General features: G+C 66.7%; 12 protein-coding genes and 1 pseudogene. 5 read left to right on the top strand and 8 right to left on the bottom strand.

Features of this window, described 5'->3' with window-relative positions; all coding sequences use genetic code 11:
• Positions 1–88: 88 nt before the first annotated feature.
• Entirely contained in the window at positions 89–1,780 is a 1,692-nt protein-coding gene (locus DFR41_RS24130; RefSeq protein ID WP_114804600.1) for an MFS transporter, read from the top strand.
• A gap of 157 nt (positions 1,781–1,937) precedes the next feature.
• The gene (locus tag DFR41_RS28205) at positions 1,938–2,069 is read left to right on the top strand and encodes a hypothetical protein (RefSeq protein ID WP_280525170.1); all 132 of its coding nucleotides are present in this window, start codon (positions 1,938–1,940) and stop codon (positions 2,067–2,069) included.
• A gap of 127 nt (positions 2,070–2,196) precedes the next feature.
• Here DFR41_RS28205 and DFR41_RS28130 read toward each other — a convergent pair.
• Positions 2,197–2,415 (bottom strand): annotated as a pseudogene (locus DFR41_RS28130) (phage integrase N-terminal SAM-like domain-containing protein); the annotation flags it as partial.
• Between the two features lie 231 nt (positions 2,416–2,646).
• Here DFR41_RS28130 and DFR41_RS27530 point away from each other — a divergent pair.
• Positions 2,647–3,393: a TIR domain-containing protein gene (locus DFR41_RS27530; protein ID WP_147284422.1), complete on the top strand. Its 747-nt coding sequence runs from the start codon at positions 2,647–2,649 to the stop codon at positions 3,391–3,393.
• A gap of 1,272 nt (positions 3,394–4,665) precedes the next feature.
• On the top strand, positions 4,666–5,604 hold the full coding sequence (locus DFR41_RS27525; protein WP_147284421.1) for a hypothetical protein: 939 nt from the start codon (positions 4,666–4,668) through the stop codon (positions 5,602–5,604).
• 169 nt (positions 5,605–5,773) lie between these two features.
• On the opposite strand, the gene DFR41_RS24115 is transcribed toward DFR41_RS27525, so the two are convergent.
• From DFR41_RS24115 to DFR41_RS24085, 7 genes are all read right to left on the bottom strand, one after another.
• Positions 5,774–6,784, bottom strand: a complete 1,011-nt coding sequence (locus tag DFR41_RS24115; RefSeq protein ID WP_114804597.1) for a 2-hydroxyacid dehydrogenase — start codon at positions 6,782–6,784, stop codon at positions 5,774–5,776.
• On the bottom strand, positions 6,781–7,122 hold the full coding sequence (locus DFR41_RS24110; protein ID WP_114804596.1) for an NIPSNAP family protein: 342 nt from the start codon (positions 7,120–7,122) through the stop codon (positions 6,781–6,783). Before DFR41_RS24110 ends, DFR41_RS24115 begins: the two co-directional genes overlap by 4 nt.
• A gap of 22 nt (positions 7,123–7,144) precedes the next feature.
• Positions 7,145–8,101, bottom strand: a complete 957-nt coding sequence (locus DFR41_RS24105) for an NAD-dependent epimerase/dehydratase family protein (RefSeq protein WP_114804595.1) — start codon at positions 8,099–8,101, stop codon at positions 7,145–7,147.
• 55 nt (positions 8,102–8,156) lie between these two features.
• Positions 8,157–8,945 carry a hydroxypyruvate isomerase family protein gene (locus DFR41_RS24100; protein WP_114804594.1) on the bottom strand — a complete coding sequence of 263 codons (789 nt, stop codon included), beginning with the start codon at positions 8,943–8,945 and terminating at the stop codon, positions 8,157–8,159.
• Positions 8,946–9,038: 93 nt separating this feature from the next.
• Positions 9,039–9,965 carry an NAD(P)-dependent oxidoreductase gene (locus DFR41_RS24095; protein ID WP_114804593.1) on the bottom strand — a complete coding sequence of 309 codons (927 nt, stop codon included), beginning with the start codon at positions 9,963–9,965 and terminating at the stop codon, positions 9,039–9,041.
• A 46-nt stretch (positions 9,966–10,011) separates the two neighbouring features.
• On the bottom strand, positions 10,012–11,784 hold the full coding sequence (gene ilvD, locus DFR41_RS24090; protein WP_114804592.1) for a dihydroxy-acid dehydratase: 1,773 nt from the start codon (positions 11,782–11,784) through the stop codon (positions 10,012–10,014).
• Positions 11,781–12,527, bottom strand: coding sequence for a GntR family transcriptional regulator (locus DFR41_RS24085; RefSeq protein WP_114804591.1), 747 nt, complete (start codon positions 12,525–12,527; stop codon positions 11,781–11,783). The genes ilvD and DFR41_RS24085 overlap by 4 nt, the downstream gene beginning before the upstream one ends.
• Positions 12,528–12,785: 258 nt before the next feature.
• Between DFR41_RS24085 and uvrA the strand changes: the two genes are divergently transcribed.
• Positions 12,786–18,701 (top strand): excinuclease ABC subunit UvrA, encoded by a 5,916-nt coding sequence (uvrA, locus tag DFR41_RS28125; protein ID WP_244917861.1) that lies wholly within the window; start codon positions 12,786–12,788, stop codon positions 18,699–18,701.
• Positions 18,702–19,159 lie beyond the last annotated feature (458 nt).

Here is a 19,159-nt window from a genome sequence, read left to right as displayed (position 1 = left end):
TCGCGAAAGGAACCGGTCAGTCGCCCCCCAAAGAATCCGCCCACGGTCCCGATCCGGCGGCCGATTCAACGATTCAGGAGACAGACACATGGCAGCCACACTGGATTCCCGCGGGGTGCACGCGGCACCCCGGCCGATGTCGCAGGAGGAGAAGAAGGTCATCTTCGCCTCGTCCCTCGGCACCGTGTTCGAGTGGTACGACTTCTACCTGTACGGCTCGCTCGCCGCGATCATCGCCAAGCAGTTCTTCAGCGGTCTGGATGCGGGCGCGGCCTTCATCTTCGCGCTGCTGGCCTTCGCGGCCGGCTTCCTGGTGCGGCCCTTCGGCGCCATCGTGTTCGGCCGCCTGGGCGACATGATCGGCCGCAAGTACACCTTCCTGGTCACCATCCTGATCATGGGCCTGTCGACCTTCATCGTCGGCCTGCTGCCCAGCTACGCCACCATCGGCGTCGCGGCGCCGGTGATCCTGATCGCGCTGCGCATGCTTCAGGGCCTGGCCCTGGGCGGCGAGTACGGCGGCGCGGCTACGTATGTGGCCGAGCATGCGCCGCACGGCAAGCGCGGTGCCTACACGGCGTGGATCCAGACCACGGCCACGCTGGGCCTGTTCCTGTCGCTGCTCATCATCCTGGGCGTGCGCACGGCGGTCGGCGAAGAAGCCTTCCAGACCTGGGCCTGGCGCATTCCCTTCCTGGTGTCCATCCTGCTGCTGGGCATTTCGGTGTGGATCCGCCTGTCGCTGAACGAGTCACCCGCCTTCCAGAAGATGAAGGCCGAGGGCAAGACCTCGAAGGCGCCGCTGGCCGAGTCCTTCGGCCAGTGGAAGAACCTGAAGATCGTGATCCTGGCGCTGGTGGGCCTGACGGCCGGCCAGGCGGTGGTCTGGTACACGGGCCAGTTCTATGCGCTGTTCTTCCTGACCGCGCAGCTGAAGGTGGATGCCACCACGGCCAACCTGATGATCGCGGCCGCCCTGCTGATCGGCACGCCCTTCTTCATCGTGTTCGGCTCGCTGTCGGACCGCATCGGCCGCAAGCCCATCATCATGGCCGGCTGCCTGCTGGCGGTGGTCACGTACTTCCCGGTCTTCAAGATGCTGACCGAGGCCGCCAACCCCGACCTGGCCCGCGCGCAGGCGAGCTCGGCCGTCACCGTCACGGCCGATCCGGCAACCTGCTCCTTCCAGGGCAACCCCGTGGCGCGCGAGATCGACTTCAAGAGCTCCTGCGACATCGCCAAGCGCTACCTGGTGCAGAACTCCGTGAGCTATGAGAACGTGTCCGCGCCCGCCGGCTCGCCTGCGGTGGTGAAGATCGGCGACAAGACCATCACGGCACCGGCCGGCAACGTGGTCAATTCCAAGTTCGATGAGGACTCGGCCAAGTCCATCGCCGCCTTCAAGAAGGAAGTGGGCGACGACCTGAAGTCGGCCGGCTACCCCGCCAAGGCCGACCCGGCCAAGATGAACAAGATCATGATGGTGGTGCTGCTGACCTACCTGGTGATCCTGGTCACCATGGTCTATGGACCAATTGCCGCGATGCTGGTGGAACTGTTCCCGACGCGCATCCGCTACACGTCCATGAGCCTGCCCTACCACATCGGCAACGGCTGGTTCGGCGGCCTGCTGCCCACCACGGCCTTCGCCATCGTGGCCTCGACGGGCAACATGTACAACGGCCTGTGGTACCCGATCGTCATTGCGGGCATGACGCTGGTGATCGGCACGCTGTTCATTCGCGAGACGAAGGACGTGGATATTTACGCTGGGGACTAGAAAGCTACACCCCCCATGCCGCTTCGCGGCTCCCCCCTCCCTGGCGCCTTAGGCTTGGAGGGGGGCGCACCCAGAGGCCTGGCAGAGCCAGTTCCTCGGGTGCCCCGGCTTGGCCTGCTCCGCGGCCATCTGATTCATCCTTTAGGAGACCCTTTTCATGTGGAAGATCGCCATCGGCTTCGTCGTGTTTTCCGCCCTCTCGCTGTTCGTCATCTTGCAGGCCGGCGACAAGGTCGACATGAGTGGCGAGAAGCACGGCGGGGATGTGCAGCACGAGCCTGCAAAGTAAGCGCAGAAGAGACGCAGCCTGACCCTTTGGCAGGCACCAACAACAAGGCCCGGCATTGCCGGGCCTTTCTTATGGGCGGGGTGCGCGCTGCACGCTGTGCAGGATGACCTCCGGCCCGACTCATCTCGGCAGGGTGTCGCAACCGATGGAAGCGGATGAATGCCTTCACCCAATAGACGTAGGTTTCCTCGGTACGCAGGCTGTGTTGCATCAACCGCAGGCGTTCTCGCAACTGGTCTAGCACCCGCGTGGCGCGCAGTGGCGGCAGATCCAGATTGGGCCCGCGGGCAGGCACTTCCGAGAGGCCGCAGCGGCTAGCACAACTGGCATCGTGGGTGCTCCCCATGCGGCCTGCCGGCCTCAGCGAGGTGTTGTCTTAAGGCTGCCTTTAGATAGGCAGTTGAGTACTGTAAACGCATATTCAGATGGGAGAATCTCGTGGCGCCTCGACGGCTTACAGTGAGGCAAGCGTGCCGATTTAAGGCGCAGTACGTCTGCATTGGCAGCGTTAGCTGTCTTCCGGGAACACGTTATGCGTCAAAGGCGTCCACCACCAACATCTCCGGGAAATCGAAGCATGACGTTTCAAACCATCGCAATCCTTTCAGGTGATCGTCAAAAGACGATTCCCAACCGATCAGAGGCCGAGGTCTTGTCGGAGATAGTGCTGCCTTTCATCGCAAGTGGTGTCATCACCGCCAAGTGGGGTGCAAAGGTTCAGTCGTACCAAGTACTCGAACTTCGAATCTATGAGACCAAGGAGCCTTGGAACAAGGTCAGAGGTCCAATCTCGGATGTCATCAAAGGCAAGAAGAACGTCTACAAGCGGTTTGGCGACAAAGCGGCTGCACTACTGTCTTCCAACAAGCCCAAAGTGTTCATCATCACGCCGATCCAAGGCGAGAAGCACGGAGACCAAGAGCAACAGCGAGTCTTCAAAGAGTACGACCTGCGTTTTGAGGCGATCGAAGGCGTGATCTCGGAGGCTGGTGCGGTTGCAATTCGCATTGACAAGGAGCACGCACTTGAGGACTTGGTCGGCCGAATTAAGAAGGAAATTCGCGGGGCGCAGTTCGTCGTCGCTGATCTGACGGATGAGCGGCCGTCCTGCTACTTCGAAGCTGGATTCGCTGAGGCGCTTGGAAAGAAGGTCATCTACGTGGCAAGCAAGCAAAGCGTCGCAAAGCCAGGAACCCCAACAAAGATTCACTTTGACATTCACATGAATATGAACTTTTTCTCCAACCATGAGGAATTGAAGGAGAAGCTCTCAAAGGCGATTGAGAAGAATCGGTCAGTGCTCTTTGATTCCGTTGACGCATAACCCCTTGGTCAATCGGACCCGCAACGTGAGGCACCGGCTGGGCGCTCTAGCTAATGAGCTCATGGAAAAAAAGGGCCTCGCAAACAGGCCCTAAGAAAATCAAGAAGCCGGTCAACTCAAAATTGACACTAGTGCTTCCGGGCTCGTTTGAGGCTGGAAAGCGGCGGTAGCGAAATTTCTTCCTTTGGCTCTATCAAAACTTCGCTAGTACTGAAATTGAGTTTACTAGATAAAACTTCTCAGCATCTGCGTGAAAAATAGAACGAATGATTTGCCGACACTAACTACAGTGGAATACAACGGCGATTGGCGGAATTTTAATGTTAAATGAGGGCTAGCTGCCGGTTCAGCGCGGAGGCCCATATTGGCCATATGGCTTCACTATTTATGGACAGTATTGGTGCCCTCCTCCTTAGGCTTCGGCTTCGGGTTCGGCGCCGGTTCACCTGGCCGTGAGGCCAAGTAAACATACGCCGATGATTTCTTCCTACAAAACCGACTGGCCGCTACCGGATGCTTATTTGGTTGAACTTGGCCGCGTCACTGCGCTATGGGCGTCGCTCGGAACGTTCTTAAATGTCTGCATTGGCAAACTTGCCGGTTTGGACTCCACAAAGGACACAACACCGTTCATCCTTGTCAACCACGCTAGCTTTCCTCAAAAGACATGCTCGGGGCACTCGCGAGGAAGCGCTCCTACCGTTTCGACATCTCAACAACGTGCTCCTCTACGACACCATCATCAACTGGTACAAGATCTTTGGGTTGACAACGAGGACTGCCACTGGAGGCGAGTCGTCAAGGATCACCAAGGCTTTAGGTCATTCCTGTTCAATCGTCTCTCGGTCAATCGAGACGGTTTCCTCCGGTACCAGCAGGAGGTCCTGGACTTCCGGAACAAGTGGGTTGTGCACTTCGGCCCTTACTACGAACATGAGGCGGGGCCTGAACTCAAGATCGTCCATGAGTGTGCCGTCGCCCTACATGACTACCTCAGCAGCATCCACTGGAAGGGATGTACTACAACTGGCCAGAGTCGATGCCGGAGTTCGGGCAAGCAGTAGCAATCAAGTTCTTGAGTCAACTGCGAACCACGCCGCACTGACGCCCAACCCCGCGGTCGAGGCGAAGCCCAACGGCAAGCCAGTCTGCCCCGTTTGTCCTTATCATCCGGGCGGCGGGCACGGCTGCCTCGCCGTCGGTCCCGCCATACCTCGAACGTTGGGCCGCGCACGTACCTTCGGCTTCGCGGACACGGCACAATAGCCGCAAATGAAGCTCGACATCCGCCAAGTCTTCCTCTATGCCATTCTGCCTGCCTTGATAGCCGGCATCTTTACCGTGGCACCGAAGGCATATGAGATTTTTTTCGAGACGCAGTCGAGTCTAGAGTACTATTTAACAACAGGACCTCAGATATCTGCGGATGGGGCCGTGCAACAAGTCATCTCAGTTCGAGTAGTCAATTCGGGAAAAAAGGCGTTGAATTCGGTTACTGCTGAACTCTCCGTTCCTGGAGCCACCTTGCTGGCCCATTCCATTGACAACAAGAGTGGCCTTCAAATTGACTCTCACAGAACGGACAACGCGGTTTCGCTTAGGTTGAGTAGAGCATTGCCGACAGAGTCCTTCTCAGTGTCTGCTTTGGTTAAGGGCACTGAACCATTGGGCACTCCGAAGTTCTTCACCAGAAGTGACGAAACCCTTGGAGTGACTGCGAAGGCAACTGCAAGTGTGCTTCCATTGCGCGATTCGATCTTTTCCGCGCTTGCGGCTGGGGCGTCAGTTCTAGCAATGGCACTCATCGCTCTCAGGCGTTTGCCCAATGTTTTCGGCGCCGAGAGGCGCTCCGCCATTGCGTATATCGCTCTGGCCACGCGCGACGACAGGCTTGCGGCTGCTATCGCCGCTGCTGGCGAGAGTTTGTCATATATGCAATTCGCAGACATGCTGCTCGCGTTCGGAAGAGCGTCAAATGACAACGCACTTCTTGCAGCAGCAGCGCTCAGGGGCCTTGTAGCTATTGATGACATGGCAAACCATTCGAAAGCCGTTGCTAAGCGGAACTTGGAGCGGCTGGAAATCGGAGTCGACCAAAGTACTTTGAGGGATCGTCCGACCTTCGCTATCCGGGATAGAGAAGACGCAATTGCGTTTCGAGACTTCGTTGATGAGCAGTTTCGGACTGCGAGAGCCGAGGGCGCGGCCTAACCCCTCGGTCGAGCCGAGGCGCAACGGCAAACCGCCGAGCCCGGCTCCAGGGGCGGTAATCAACCTTCCGCCGGGCTTAGCGCTTTGCTGCCGGTCCCACCTCACCTCGACCGTTGCCCCGCAACAGGGTAATGAGGCCACGCTGACGTACCGCCCGCGCGCCGGCCGCTCAATACGCGGGGGTGCGCAGCCGCCCAGCGCCCAGAAACTCTTCAACGTTCGCCAGCACCAGATCGCCCATCGCGCGCCGGGTCTGCGCCGTGGCGCTACCGATGTGCGGCAGCAGCACGACGTTGTCCATCTCCATCAGCGCGGCCGGGACTTGCGGTTCCTGGTCGAACACATCAAGGGCGGCCCCGCCAAGGCGCCCTTGCTGCAGGGCCAGGACCAGCGCGGCTTCGTCGATGACCGAGCCGCGCGCGATATTGACCACGATGCCCTGCGGGCCCAGCGCATCGAGCACCCGCGCATCGACGAGATGGCGCGTGGCCTCGCCGCCGGCGCAGGCGACGATCAGGAAGTCGGCCCAGCGGGCCAGTTCCACCAGCGAAGGCTCGTGAGTCCATGCCACGCCCTCGCGCGGCGTGCGCGTGTGGTAGCGGATGTCCATGTCGAAGCCGGCGAAGCGGCGGGCGATGGTCTGGCCGATGCGGCCCAGGCCCAGGATGCCCAGCTTCCGGCCGCTCACGCGCGTGCCCAGGGCGCCGGGCCCGATGCGCGGCCAGTCGCCGCGGCGCACCAGGCGTTCGGCGCGGCCCATGCCGCGGGCGGCGTCGATCAGCAGGCCCACGGCCAGGTCGGCCACGCAGTCGTTCAGCACGTCGGGCGTGTAGCTCACGGCCACGGCGCGAGCCTTGGCGGCCTGCAGGTCGAGCGCGTCCAAGCCCACGCCCAGGCTGCAGATGGCGCGCAGCTTGGGCAGGGCCTCGATCAGCGCGGCATCGGCGCCGTCGGTGGCGGTGGTGACGACCATTTCGATGCGGTCGGCATGCGCGCGGGCGGTGGCCAGCATCTGGTCGCGCGTCGGTGCCGCCACGCAGGCATGGCGGTCCTGAAGCACGGCCTTGAGCGGTGGGGGCAACTGTGCCGACAGCAACAGCAGGGGCGCGTCCGGCGATGGGGCGCCGCTGCGTTGTGCTTCGGTGCGAGCGACGTCCGCCGTGGAGGGGCCGCCGCTCATGCCTTGGCTCCGGTCGTCGCGGTCAGTGCGGCGAAGTCCACTTCGCGCAGGATGGCCGTGCTCTGCTGCTGCACATGGTCGTCGGCCAGGCTGCGGCGCTTGTAGGCCAGCCAGCGCGGATCGGCCTCCAGCGCGGCGCGGCGCGCATCGCGGTCGGCAAAGTCGCGGTAGCGCCAGGCGTGGATCACCTGGTTCTGGTCGCCGATGTCGCTGACGGCATAGAGCGCGGGCTCGCCCAGGTGCTCGACCTGGACATCGCGGCCTTCGGCGGCATAGCGCGCGACGAAGTCCCGCGTGGTGGCGATGCGCAGGGTATAGGTACGCAGTTCGATGATCATGGGGCGAAGAAGAAAAAGCGGGTCAGGCCGCGCCGGGCAGGCAGCGTTCGATCAGCTCGTCCAGCGAGGCATCGGCGCGGAAGCCGAGCGAGCGGGCGAGGGCGGTGTCCACGGTCGGCCAGCGGGCGAACTGCGGAATGATGGCCGGGTCGGGCGCGTAGCTCAGGCGCTGCGACACCTCCACGCCAAAGCGCCGCATCAGCGCGGCCACCACCTCGGCCACCGACACATGCAGCGAAGGCAGCGTCCAGGCACGGGTGGCCGGCAGGCGCTCGGAATCGAGGGTGGCGGCGTGGATCAGCGCGTCCACGCAGGCGGGCAGCGACAGCAGCCACAGCGTGCCTTCCGCATCCACCGGCGACTCGTAGCTGCGGCCGGCGGCAAGCTCGCGGATGAGGTCGCTGGCGAATGCCGACAGCGCGCCGTTGGGCAGGCCGGGCCGGGCCACCACGCTGGGCAGGCGCGGCGAGCGGCCGTCGATCCACCCGCGGCGGCTGTAGTCGGCCAGCAGGATCTCCAGCATGCGCTTGTGGGCGCCATAGGACATCGTGGGCACGATGGGGGTGGCGTCGTCGATGTGCGGCGGCAGCGGCAGACCGAAGACGCCGATCGAGCTGGTCTGCACCAGGCGCGCGGCCTTGCCGGTGGCGTCGTGCTGGCGGCGCAGGTCTTCGAAGAGTTCCAGCGTGCCGCGCAGGTTGACGGTGAGGCCCAGCTCGAATTCGCGCTCGGCCTGGCCGCTGGTGATGGCGGCGAGGTGGAAGACCACGTCGGGCGGCTCGGCCAGGGCCTGGGCGCGCACGGCCGCATCGGCGACGGAGCCGCGCAGTTGCGTGAGCTTGGGATGCGCGGGCAGGTCGAGAGCGAGGTCGACGGCGACGAGCTGCGTGAGCGGCAGCGCATCGACGCCGGCCAGCAGCCGTCGCACGAGGGCCTGGCCGACGAAGCCGCCGGCGCCGGTGATGAGGATACGGGTCATGGGGTGGTCCTTGTCCTGGGCGCTCCGATGGCGCGGCTGAAAGGCGGGGCAGGGTTCATCGGATCATTCCCTGTTGGCGCAGCGGGTCTGCCCATATGAGGCCTTCAGCGGCGGTGCTGCGGGGTTTGTATTCGCAGCCCAGCCAGCTGTCGTAGCCTGCGGCGGGCAGGGCGGCGACGGTGGCGAACAGGCCATCGCGCGACAGGTCGGGCTCGTGGCGGTCGGGCGCGCCGGCCAGTTGCACGTGGCCGATGAAGCCGCGGCAGCGCTCCAGCTCCTGCGCCAGGTCCAGCCCTTCCTTCACGCAGTGGTAGAGGTCGAACTGCAGCCGCAGGCGCGGCGAGTCGAAGGCCCGGATGACGTCCAGGGCCTGCTCGGGCAGCCAGTAGAAGTAGCCGGGCATGTCGGCGCGGTTGAGCGGCTCCAGCATCAGCACCAGGTCGTCCGACTCCGCATGCCGCAGGGCCCAGGCCAGGTTCTGGTCCAGGGCTTGGCGGCAGGCGCGTTCATCGTGTCCGCGGCAGTCGCCGGCCATCACATGGATGCGGCGCGAGCCGGTGGCCTCGGCCACGGCGCGGGCGCGGTCGAAGCATTCGCGGAACTCGGCCTGGCCGCCCGGGATGGCGGCCCAGCCCAGCCGGCCCGGGCTGTCCGGCCGGATCGGCGTGTTGTGCAGCACGGCGGTGAGGCCATGGGCCTTCAGCGCGTCGGCATACCAGGCCGGCGGCTGCTCGTAGGGCTGCAGCATCTCCGCGCCGGCAAAGCCATCGGCTGCGGCGGCGGCGAAGCGCTGGTCGAGCGGAAGGTGGCCGTAGAGCCACTCCAGGTTGGCGTTCAGTTGCATGAGGCGTGGGTCAGGCAGGAGGCGTGAGGGGTCGGATGGCCGCGGAGCAGGCCACGCCCGTGCACCCGCGGAACCATCTTTGTCGGAGATGCTTCATTGCTTCCCGGCCTGCGCGAGGAAAGCGTCGAGGCGCTGCGGCGTCATCAGCGCGACCACCGCCGATAGCTCGGCCTCGCCCAGCCCCATGGCATCGGCCATGCGCAGCACCTGCTGCACGGCACCGGTCACCGGCATCGGCGCGCCGCTGTCGCGGGCGACGGCCGCCACGGTGTCGATGTCCTTCAGCATGGTGGCGAGCGCGCCGATGATCTGCGGCTGGGCTTGCGCCATGCGGGGCGCGAAGACCTGCAGCGGCTTGGAGTCTGCCCAGCCACCCGCCAGTGCCGGTGCCAGCCGCTCGATGGCGATGCCGTTGCGCTCGGCGAAGCCGATGGCCTCGGCCAGGGCGACGACGGCGGTGGCCACCAGCGTCTGGTTGCACAGCTTGGTGGCCTGGCCTGCGCCGCTGGACCCCATGTGGGTGATGTTGCCGGCATAGGCGCGCAGGACACCGAAGGCTTCGTCGAGATGGGTGGCCTCGCCGCCGACCATGATGGCCAGCGTGCCCGCCTCCACGCCGCCGATGCCGCCGGAGACCGGCGCGTCCAGCCAGTGCGCGCCGCTGGCGGCCTGCAGCCGGGCGGCGAAGTCGCGGGTGCGCTGCGGATGGATGCTGGAATGGTCGGCCAGCCAGCGCAACCCGCGCACCTGCGCCAGGCCGTCGGTGCCGAAGACCACGGACTCGACCGCGTCGGCGTCGAACAGGCACATCAGCGCGCCGTGGGCACCTTCAGCGGATTCGGCGGGTGTGGCGGCCACCTGTGCACCCAGGGCGGCCAGCGGCGCAGCCTTGGCGGGCGAGCGGTTCCACACGCGCACGGTGTGGCCGGCGGCCAGCAGGCGGCGGACCATGGGCGCGCCCATCAGGCCGAGGCCGCAGAAGGCCAGGGTCAGCGGGCGGGGTGTTGCGGGGGCGCTCATCGCTCAGCCTTTCGGGGCGCGCGGTTCATCGTCAGGTGGCCGGTGCTCATCGCTGTGCGTCCTTGTCGCCCAGGCCTTCGCCGAGCGACGGCACCTGGTCCTCTTCCGGATAGGGCCAATCGACGCAGCCCGAATGCGTGACGGCGCCCAGGTGGGTGGGACCGACCAGCTTGGCGTATTTCTCCAGCGCGCCGGCCAGGCGTTCGCGCTGGAAGGGCTTGGCCGCGGCGCGACGGCGTTCGAGTTCGGTCTCGTCCACGTCCAGCACGATGCTGCCGGCTGCCGCGTCGATGCGGATGCGGTCGCCGTCCTGCACCAGGGCGATGGGCCCACCGGCCGCCGACTCGGGGCTCGCGTAGCCGATGCACATGCCGCGCGTGGCGCCGGAGAAGCGGCCGTCGGTCAGCAGCGCGACCTGCTCGCCGCGACCCTGGCCGTAGATGGCGGCCGTGACGGCCAGCATCTCGCGCATGCCGGGGCCGCCGCGCGGGCCTTCGTTGCGGATCACCAGCACGTCGCCCGGCTCGTAGGCCTGGGCGGCGACGGTCTTCATGCAGTCCTCCTCGGTCTCGAAGACGCGGGCGCGGCCGTCGAACTGCAGCGACTTGAGGCCGGCGATCTTGATGAGGGCGCCGTCGGGGCACAGGTTGCCCTTGAGCACGACCAGCCCGCCCGAGGCATGGATGGGCTTGGCCGATTCGCGCACGATGCGCCCGTCCGGTCCGGGGAAGGCGGCCAGCTCCTCGGCCAGCGTGCGGCCGGTGACGGTCATCGTGTGGCCATGCAGATGGCCGCTCTGCAGCAGCGCATTGAGCACCACCGGCACGCCGCCGATGACGTTCAAGTCCTTGGCCAGGTAGCGGCCGCCGGGCGACAGGTCGGCCACCAGCGGCGTGCGCTGGAACACGCGCGCCACGTCGTCGAAGGTGAAGGCGATGCCGGCCTCGTGCGCGATGGCCGGGATGTGAAGCGCGGCATTGGTGCTGCCGCCGGTGGCGGCCACGGCGGCGCAGGCGTTCTCCAGGCTCTCGCGGGTGATCAGCTCGCGTGGCAGCGGGCCGCCGTTCTCGATGATCTGCATCACGCGCAGCCCGGCGCGGCGCGCCAGCGCCAGACGTTCGCTGTATACGGCCGGGATGGTGGCCGTGCCCAGCAGCGACAGGCCCAGCGCCTCGCCCACCATGGCCATGGTGTTGGCCGTGAACTGGCCGGGGCAGGCGCCCACGGTCATGGCGCAGGTGCGCTCGATCTGGTCCAACTGCTTGAGCGTGATGGCGCCGGTCTGGTGGCGGCCGGTGCCTTCGATGGCGGTGAGCACCGTGCGCTCCTCGCCCTCGGGCGAATAGCCCGGCAGCATCGAGCCGCCATAGACGAAGACCGAAGGCACGTTCAGCCGCACCATGGCCATCATCATCCCGGGCAGCGTCTTGTCGCAACCGCCGAAGGTGACCAAGCCGTCGTAGGCATGGCCACGCACGGCCAGCTCCACGCTGTCGGCGATCAGCTCGCGCGACAGCAGGCTCATGCGCATGCCGTCGTGGCCCATGGAGGTGCCGTCGGAGACCGAGATGGTGGTGAAGCTCACAGGATGGCCGCCGCCCTCGGCCACGCCCAGGCGGGCGTAGTCGGCCTGCGGCCCGAGCGACTTGGAGCAGGGCGTGTTGTCGCCGGCGGTGCTGACGATGCCGACCATCGACTTGGCGAGCGTTTCGTCGTCCATGCCGGTGGCGCGCAGGAAGCCGCGGTGGGCGGCGCGGCCCGGGCCTTCGGTGACGGCGCGGGAACGGTGCTTGTGCAGGGAGCGGGGTTGGTCGGTCATGGTGTGGGGCGGATCTTCAAGGGCGTGGAAGGGGGGTGATCGGGCAGTTCGGGGTCGAGGCGGTCGAAGACCCAGGCGATGTCCTGCTCCATGCAGCGGCGCGCCCCGGCGGCGTCGCCCGCGCGCAGGGCGGCCACGGTCTGTTCGTGCAGATGGTCGGAGGGCTGCTCGTCGGTGTGCAGGTACGCGCGCGTGGCGCGCAGGTAGGCGCCCGATTGCAGCCACAGACTTTCGATCATGGCAATGAGCACCGGCGACTGCGCGGCCTGGTAGATGGTGAAGTGGAAGACCAGGTTCATCTCCAGGCTGGCGGGCAGGCTCTCGGGGGCGTGCCGCGCCCGCGTGATGCGCCGGGCCATGTCGTCCAGTTCGTCCAGCTGGGCGGGCAGGAGCCGCGGCGTGGCCCATTCGGTGGCCTGGCCTTCCACCAGCATCCGCACGCGGCGGATGTCGGCCAGCTTGTCGCGGGTGATCAGGGGCACGCGCGTGGTGCCGTTGGGCAATGGCTCCAGCCCCTGCTGGGCCACCAGCCGCCGCAGCGCCTCCCGCACGGGCATGGTGCTGGTGCCCAGCGCATCGGCCAGGTACTGGATACCCAGCGGCTGGCCGGCGCGGAATTCGCCGTTCATGAGCTTGTTGCGCAGTGCCTGGTACACCGACTCGTTCACGGACGAGCGCGTGATCGGCTTGAGCAGGCCCAGGGTGTCGGTGGCCGACGCGTCGGACGGGGAGGCGAGAGCCATGCGGGTCGGAGTTTTGATGTTTGATCAAATCTTAGTCGCCATGCTGACGTTTGTCATCGGCGTTATCCCGCGCGGCGGTGCCCGCGTCCGGGGCAAGGTACGAGCCGCGACCGGTGCAGCACGCCTGCGCCGACCCCGCTCCGCACGGTGCGGACCTGACTCCGGCGATGGTCGTGGGGCTGGATTCCGGCCAAAGCCTTGCGCCGGTGCGGGTGGGTTCGCGTTCCTAGAATCTCTGCCCCCACCCCCAAGGCACGCATGACACAGGGTTCCATCCGCATCCGCGGCGCTCGCCAGCACAACCTCCGCAACATCGATCTGGACATCCGCACGGGCGAGATGACGGTGGTCACCGGGCCCAGCGGCTCGGGCAAGTCCAGCCTGGTGTTCGACACCCTGTATGCCGAGGGCCAGCGCCGCTATGTGGAGACCTTCTCGGCCTATGCGCGCCAGTTCCTGGACCGCATGGACAAGCCGGCCGTCGACAAGGTGGAGGGTGTGCCGCCCGCCATCGCCATCGACCAGACCAACCCGGTGCGCAGCTCGCGCTCCACGGTCGGCACGATGACGGAGCTGAACGACCATCTGAAGATGCTGTTCGCGCGGGCGAGCCGGCTGTTCGACCGCGAGACCGCGCTGCCGGTACGCCACGACACGCCCGATTCCATCTATGCCGAGCTGCAGGCGCGTGCCGCGGCGGCTGGCGATCCGCGCGTGGTGGTCACCTTCCCGGTCGAACTGCCGGGCGGCACCAGCGAGGCGGAGGTGGAGCAGTGGCTGTCGGCCAGCGGCTTCACCCGCGTGCATGCGCAGCGCGAGGTGGGCACGCCCACCGGCCCGCGCAAGGTGCTGGACGTGGTGGCCGACCGCTTCCGCATCGCGAACACCGAGCGCGCGCGGGTGATCGAGGCGCTGGAGGTGGCGCTCAAGCGCGGCACCGGCCGGGTGACGGTGCATGCGCTGCCGGCGGAAGAGGGCGGCGAGGCCGAGACCTGGAAGTTCTCCACCGGCCTGCACTGCCCCGAGAGCGACATCCGCTATGCGGACCCGATCCCGTCGATGTTCAGCTTCAACTCGGCGGTGGGCGCCTGCGACACCTGCCGCGGCTTCGGCCGGGTGATCGGGGTGGACTTCAACCTGGTCATTCCCAACGACAAGCTCACGCTGCGCGCGGGCGCGATCAAGCCGATCCAGACACCCGCCTGGCAGGAAGCGCAGGACGACCTGATGCGTCATGCCGAATCGGCCGGCATTCCGCGCGACACGCCCTGGAACAAGCTCACGCCCGAGCAGAAGCACTGGGTGATCGAGGGCACGCCCAACTTCAAGGAAGGCAACTGGAACAAGCAGTGGTACGGCATCCGGCGCTTCTTCGGCTACCTGGAGAGCAAGGCGTACAAGATGCACATCCGGGTGCTGCTGTCCAAGTACCGCAGCTACACGCCCTGCCCGGCCTGCGGCGGCGCGCGGCTCAAGCTCGAAAGCCTGCTGTGGCGCGTCGGCGGCAAGGACGATGCGGACGCCGCGCTCGCCCCCGCCAAGCGCTTCATGCCGGTCGGCGTGAAGTGGTCGCGCGAGCAGCTGGAGGCGCTGCCCGGCCTGTGCCTGCACGACCTGATGCTGATGCCCATCGAGCGGCTGCGGCAATTTTTCGACCGGCTGGCGCTGCCCACCGGCGGCGTGGTCGAGGGCGAAGCCCAGGCCCTCAAGCTGCTGCACGAAGAAATCACCACCCGCCTGCGCTACCTGCACGACGTGGGCATCGGCTACCTCACGCTCGACCGGCAGAGCCGCACGCTCTCCGGCGGCGAGGTGCAGCGCATCAACCTGACGACCGCGCTGGGCACCTCGCTGGTCAACACGCTGTTCGTGCTGGACGAGCCCAGCATCGGCCTGCACCCGCGCGACATGGACCGCATCACCCAGGCCATGCAGCGCCTGCGCGATGCGGGCAACACGCTGGTGGTGGTGGAGCATGACCCGGCCGTGATGATCGCGGCCGACCGCGTGATCGACATGGGCCCGGGCCCCGGCGCGCGCGGCGGGCAGATCGTGTTCGACGGCACCGTCGACGAGCTGCGTGGCGCCGACACGCTCACGGGCGAATACATGGGCGGGCGCAAGCACATCGGCATGGGCTTCAAGCGGCTCGTCTCCGAGAACACGCCGCGGCTCATCCTGGAAGGCGCGCGCGAGCACAACCTGCAGGACGTGACGGTGGACATCCCGCTGCAGCGCCTGGTGGCCATCACCGGCGTCAGCGGCTCCGGCAAGTCCACGCTGATCCAGGACGTGCTGGCGCCGGCGCTGATGCGCCACTTCGGCAAGCCCACCGAGACGGCGGGCGCACATGACCGACTGCTGGGTGCCGATCACCTGTCGGACGTCGTCTTCGTCGACCAGTCGCCCATCGGCAAGACGGCGCGCTCCAACCCGGCCAGCTATGTTGGCGCATGGGACGCGGTGCGCGAGATCTTCGCCACCGCGCCGCTGGCGAAGCAGCGCGGCTATACGGCGGCCAAGTTCAGCTTCAACTCCGGGGACGGCCGCTGCCCGACTTGCGGTGGCTCGGGCTTCGAGCATGTGGAGATGCAGTTCCTGTCGGACGTGTACCTGCGCTGCCCCGACTGCGATGGCAAGCGCTACCGGCCGGAGATCCTGGAAGTCACCATCGAACGCCCGAGGACCGTTCGGGCCGAGCAAGCTCCCGCCCACCGGGCTGCGCCCGCCCGCACCGATCAGGCTGAGCACGCCCCCTCCGCGCGGGCTCAGCACGCCCCCACCGTTCGGGCTGAGCCTGTCGAAGCCGGCTCAACCCGCTCGACCTCGCAGCCAACCCCGGACGCACCAAGCGCCGGCCGCATGGGCATGGGCGTCTACAACGTCGCCGACGTCCTAGACCTCACCGTGGCCGAGGCCCTGGCCGTGTTCGCCAACGACAGGGAAGTGCAGCGCGTGCTGCAGCCCATCGTCGATGTGGGCCTGGACTATGTGAAGCTGGGCCAGCCCGTGCCCACGCTGTCGGGCGGCGAGGCGCAGCGCCTCAAGCTCGCCGGCTTCCTGGCCGAGGCGGCCGGCGGCGGCAGCAAGTCGCGCCAGCCGCTGGCGAAGAAGGGCACGCTCTTCCTCTTCGACGAGCCGACCACGGGCCTGCATTTCGACGACATCGCCCGCCTGATGCGAGCCCTGCGCAAGCTGCTCGACGCCGGCCATTCGCTGGTGGTGATCGAGCACAACCTGGACGTGATCCGCGCCAGCGACTGGGTCATCGACCTGGGCCCGGAGGGCGGCGACGGCGGCGGACGCATCGTGGCCCAGGGCACGCCCGAGCAGGTGCGCGAGATGCCGGGCACGCACACCGGGATGGCCCTCGCCGCCTACGAGACGGCGCTCGGGCCCGCGGCGCGCGTCGTGCGGGAATCGGCCGCGCGGTACCGCCCGGTGCCTGCGCCGGGCCGCGACGCCATCGAGATCGTCAACGCGCGCGAGCACAACCTCAAGAACCTGAGCGTGGACATCCCGCGCGGCAAGTTCAGCGTGGTGACGGGCGTGAGCGGTTCGGGCAAGTCGACGCTGGCCTTCGACATCCTGTTCAACGAAGGGCAGCGGCGCTACCTTGAGTCGCTCAATGCCTATGCCCGCAGCATCGTGCAGCCCGCGGGCCGGCCGGAAGTGGACGCGGTCTACGGCATTCCGCCCACGGTGGCCATCGAGCAGCGGCTGTCGCGCGGCGGCCGCAAGAGCACGGTGGGCACCACGACCGAGGTCTGGCACTTCCTGCGGCTGCTGTACGTCAAGCTGGGCATCCAGCACTGCGTGTTCGACGGCGCCGCCGTGCAGCCGCAGACGCCCGACAGCATCGTCGCCCAGGTCATGCGGCAGTTCCGCGGCCAGCACGTCGGCCTGCTGGCGCCGCTGGTGACGAACCGCAAGGGCGTCTACACCGAGCTGGCGGACTGGGCGCGTCCGCGCGGCTACACGCATTTGCGGGTGGATGGCCAGTTCCTGCCGACCGCCGGCTTTCCGCGGCTGGACCGCTTCAAGGAACACAGCATCGAACTGCCCGTGGCCAGCGTGGACGTGCTGCCGGCGGGAGAGTCGCTGCTGCGTCAGGCCGTGACCTCGGCACTGGAGCATGGCAAGGGCGTGGTGCAAGTGCTGTCCAACATCGACGCGTTGCGGGCCGCGATGGAGGGGGGGCAGTCGACGGCCGGCATCGGCCATGCGCATGTGTTCTCCACGCTGCGCGCCTGCCCGGTGTGCGCCACCTCGTATGCGGAACTCGACCCGCGCCTGTTCAGCTACAACAGCAAGCACGGTTGGTGCCCCGACTGCGTGGGCACCGGCGTCAAGCTCACGCGCGAGCAACGCAAGGTCTTCGACGACTCGGTGTTGGCCGACGACCAGCGCGGCCGCGAGCAGACCTTCGCCGAGCCCGAGGCGGAGGATGTGGGCGACACCGTCTGCCCCACCTGTGAAGGCACGCGGCTCAATGCCACGGCGCGGGCGGTCAAGTTCGCGGGCGTCGGCATCGCCGAAATCGCGCGGCTGTCGGTGACGGACGTGCGGCGCTGGGTCGAGTCCCTGGCGCTGGAAGGCCGGCAGGCCGATATCGCACGGGATCTGATTCCCGAGATCGGCAGCCGGCTCGAATTCCTGGAGGAAGTCGGCCTGGGCTACCTGACGCTGGACCGCGGCGCGCCCACGCTCAGCGGGGGCGAGGCGCAGCGCATCCGCCTGGCGGCGCAACTGGGCAGCAACCTGCAGGGCGTGTGCTACGTGCTGGACGAGCCGACCATCGGCCTGCATGCGCGCGACAACCAGATCCTGCTGGATGCGCTGCACAAGCTGGGCGACAAGGGCAACACGCTGGTGGTGGTCGAGCATGACGAGGACACCATCCGCCGCGCCGACCATGTGATCGATATCGGCCCCAGCGCGGGCAAGCGCGGCGGCCGTCTGGTCGCGCAGGGCACCGTGGACGAAGTCCAGCAGTCCGAGGAATCGCTGACCGGCCGGTATCTGCGCGACGCGATCCGCCATCCGCTGCATGCGCGTCGCCTGGTCTCAGAGACGGCCGAGGAAGGCGAGGGCGCCGTGTCCTGGCTCGCCGTGGCGGGCGCGAACCTGCACAACCTGCAGTCGGTCGACGTGAGCATTCCGCTCAACCGCCTGGTGGTGGTCACCGGCGTCAGCGGTTCGGGCAAGTCCACGCTGGCGCGCGACGTGCTGCTGGCCAACGTGCAGGCCATCGTGCAGCAGCGCATGACCAAGGCCGGTCGTGATGCCGACGCGGCGGGCAAGCGCCCCCGGTGGGTCGGCTGTACTGGCGTGGCCGGCTACGAGGAGATCGACCGCGTGCTCGAGGTCGACCAAACCCCCATCGGCAAGACGCCGCGCAGTTGCCCCGCCACCTACATCGGTTTCTGGGACACCATCCGCAAGCTCTTCGCGGACACGCTGGAAGCCAAGGCCCGCGGCTACGGCCCGGGCCGCTTCAGCTTCAACACTGGCGAAGGCCGCTGCCCCGGCTGCGAGGGCGCGGGCGTGCGCACCATCGAGATGAGCTTCCTGCCCGACGTGAAGGTGCCTTGTGAGGTCTGCCACGGTGCGCGTTTCAACCCGGAGACGCTGGCCGTCACCTGGCGCGGCAAGAGCATCGGCGACGTGCTGCAGATGGAGGTGGACGAGGCCGTCGCGTTCTTCGCCAGCATGCCGAACATCAGCCATCCGCTGCAGTTGCTCAAGGATGTGGGGCTGGGTTACCTCACGCTGGGGCAGCCTTCACCGACGCTGTCGGGCGGCGAGGCGCAGCGGATCAAGCTGGTGACCGAGCTGAGCAAGGTGCGCGACGACGTCACGCGCCGCGGCAACAAGGCGCCCCACACCTTGTATGTGCTGGACGAGCCCACGGTCGGCCTGCACATGGCGGATGTCGAGAAGCTGATCCACGTGTTGCATCGGCTGGTCAATGCCAATCACAGCGTCGTCGTCATCGAGCATGACCTCGACCTCATCGCCGAAGCCGACTGGATCGTCGATCTGGGGCCGGAAGGTGGATCCGGCGGCGGACGGGTGGTGGCGTCGGCGCCGCCCGAGGATGTGGTCGCGCAAGGCACACACACGGGCGTCGCGCTGCGTTCAGTTCTGGAGCGCGGGGCTGTTCGGGTGTGACGGGGCTGGAAGTACGGCAGCAAGGGCTGGCTTGTGCGGGTGACTGGCCAGTCGCTTCATCTCGGCTGCGGGGCCGCGCGGAAGACGCGTGAGAAGGTACGTCTGGTGCTGGCCGCTGCTTTTGTGCATCTACTTCTATAAGGGGTGTGTCTCGACTGGCCGATGGCGGATGTGCTCCTGGGCCGTCGAACAGCCGTGGGACATGACATTCCAGAGAAACTCCCTGCCTCGTCGGTCGTCAGTCCCGTTTGCGTGCCCCTTGTTTGTCAGCCCCCGGTGGGCCCGGTCGCCCCCGAGGCGGGCATGCTCCCCGCCGTTTGAAAATTTTTGTAGGACGTCTCTTGCGTCCCTATCGAAAACCCTCGTATACTGGCTGGCTCGCTGACTGACACGCAGTTTTGTAGCTGAGTTTGGCTGGTGAGGGGTTTGAGGTAGTGACGGTGGCTTCTGAGTAAAAA

This window comes from Pseudacidovorax intermedius, from assembly GCF_003350475.1.
GTDB lineage: Bacteria > Pseudomonadota > Gammaproteobacteria > Burkholderiales > Burkholderiaceae_C > Xenophilus > Xenophilus intermedius.
This window is presented reverse-complemented; position numbering and strand designations above follow the sequence as displayed.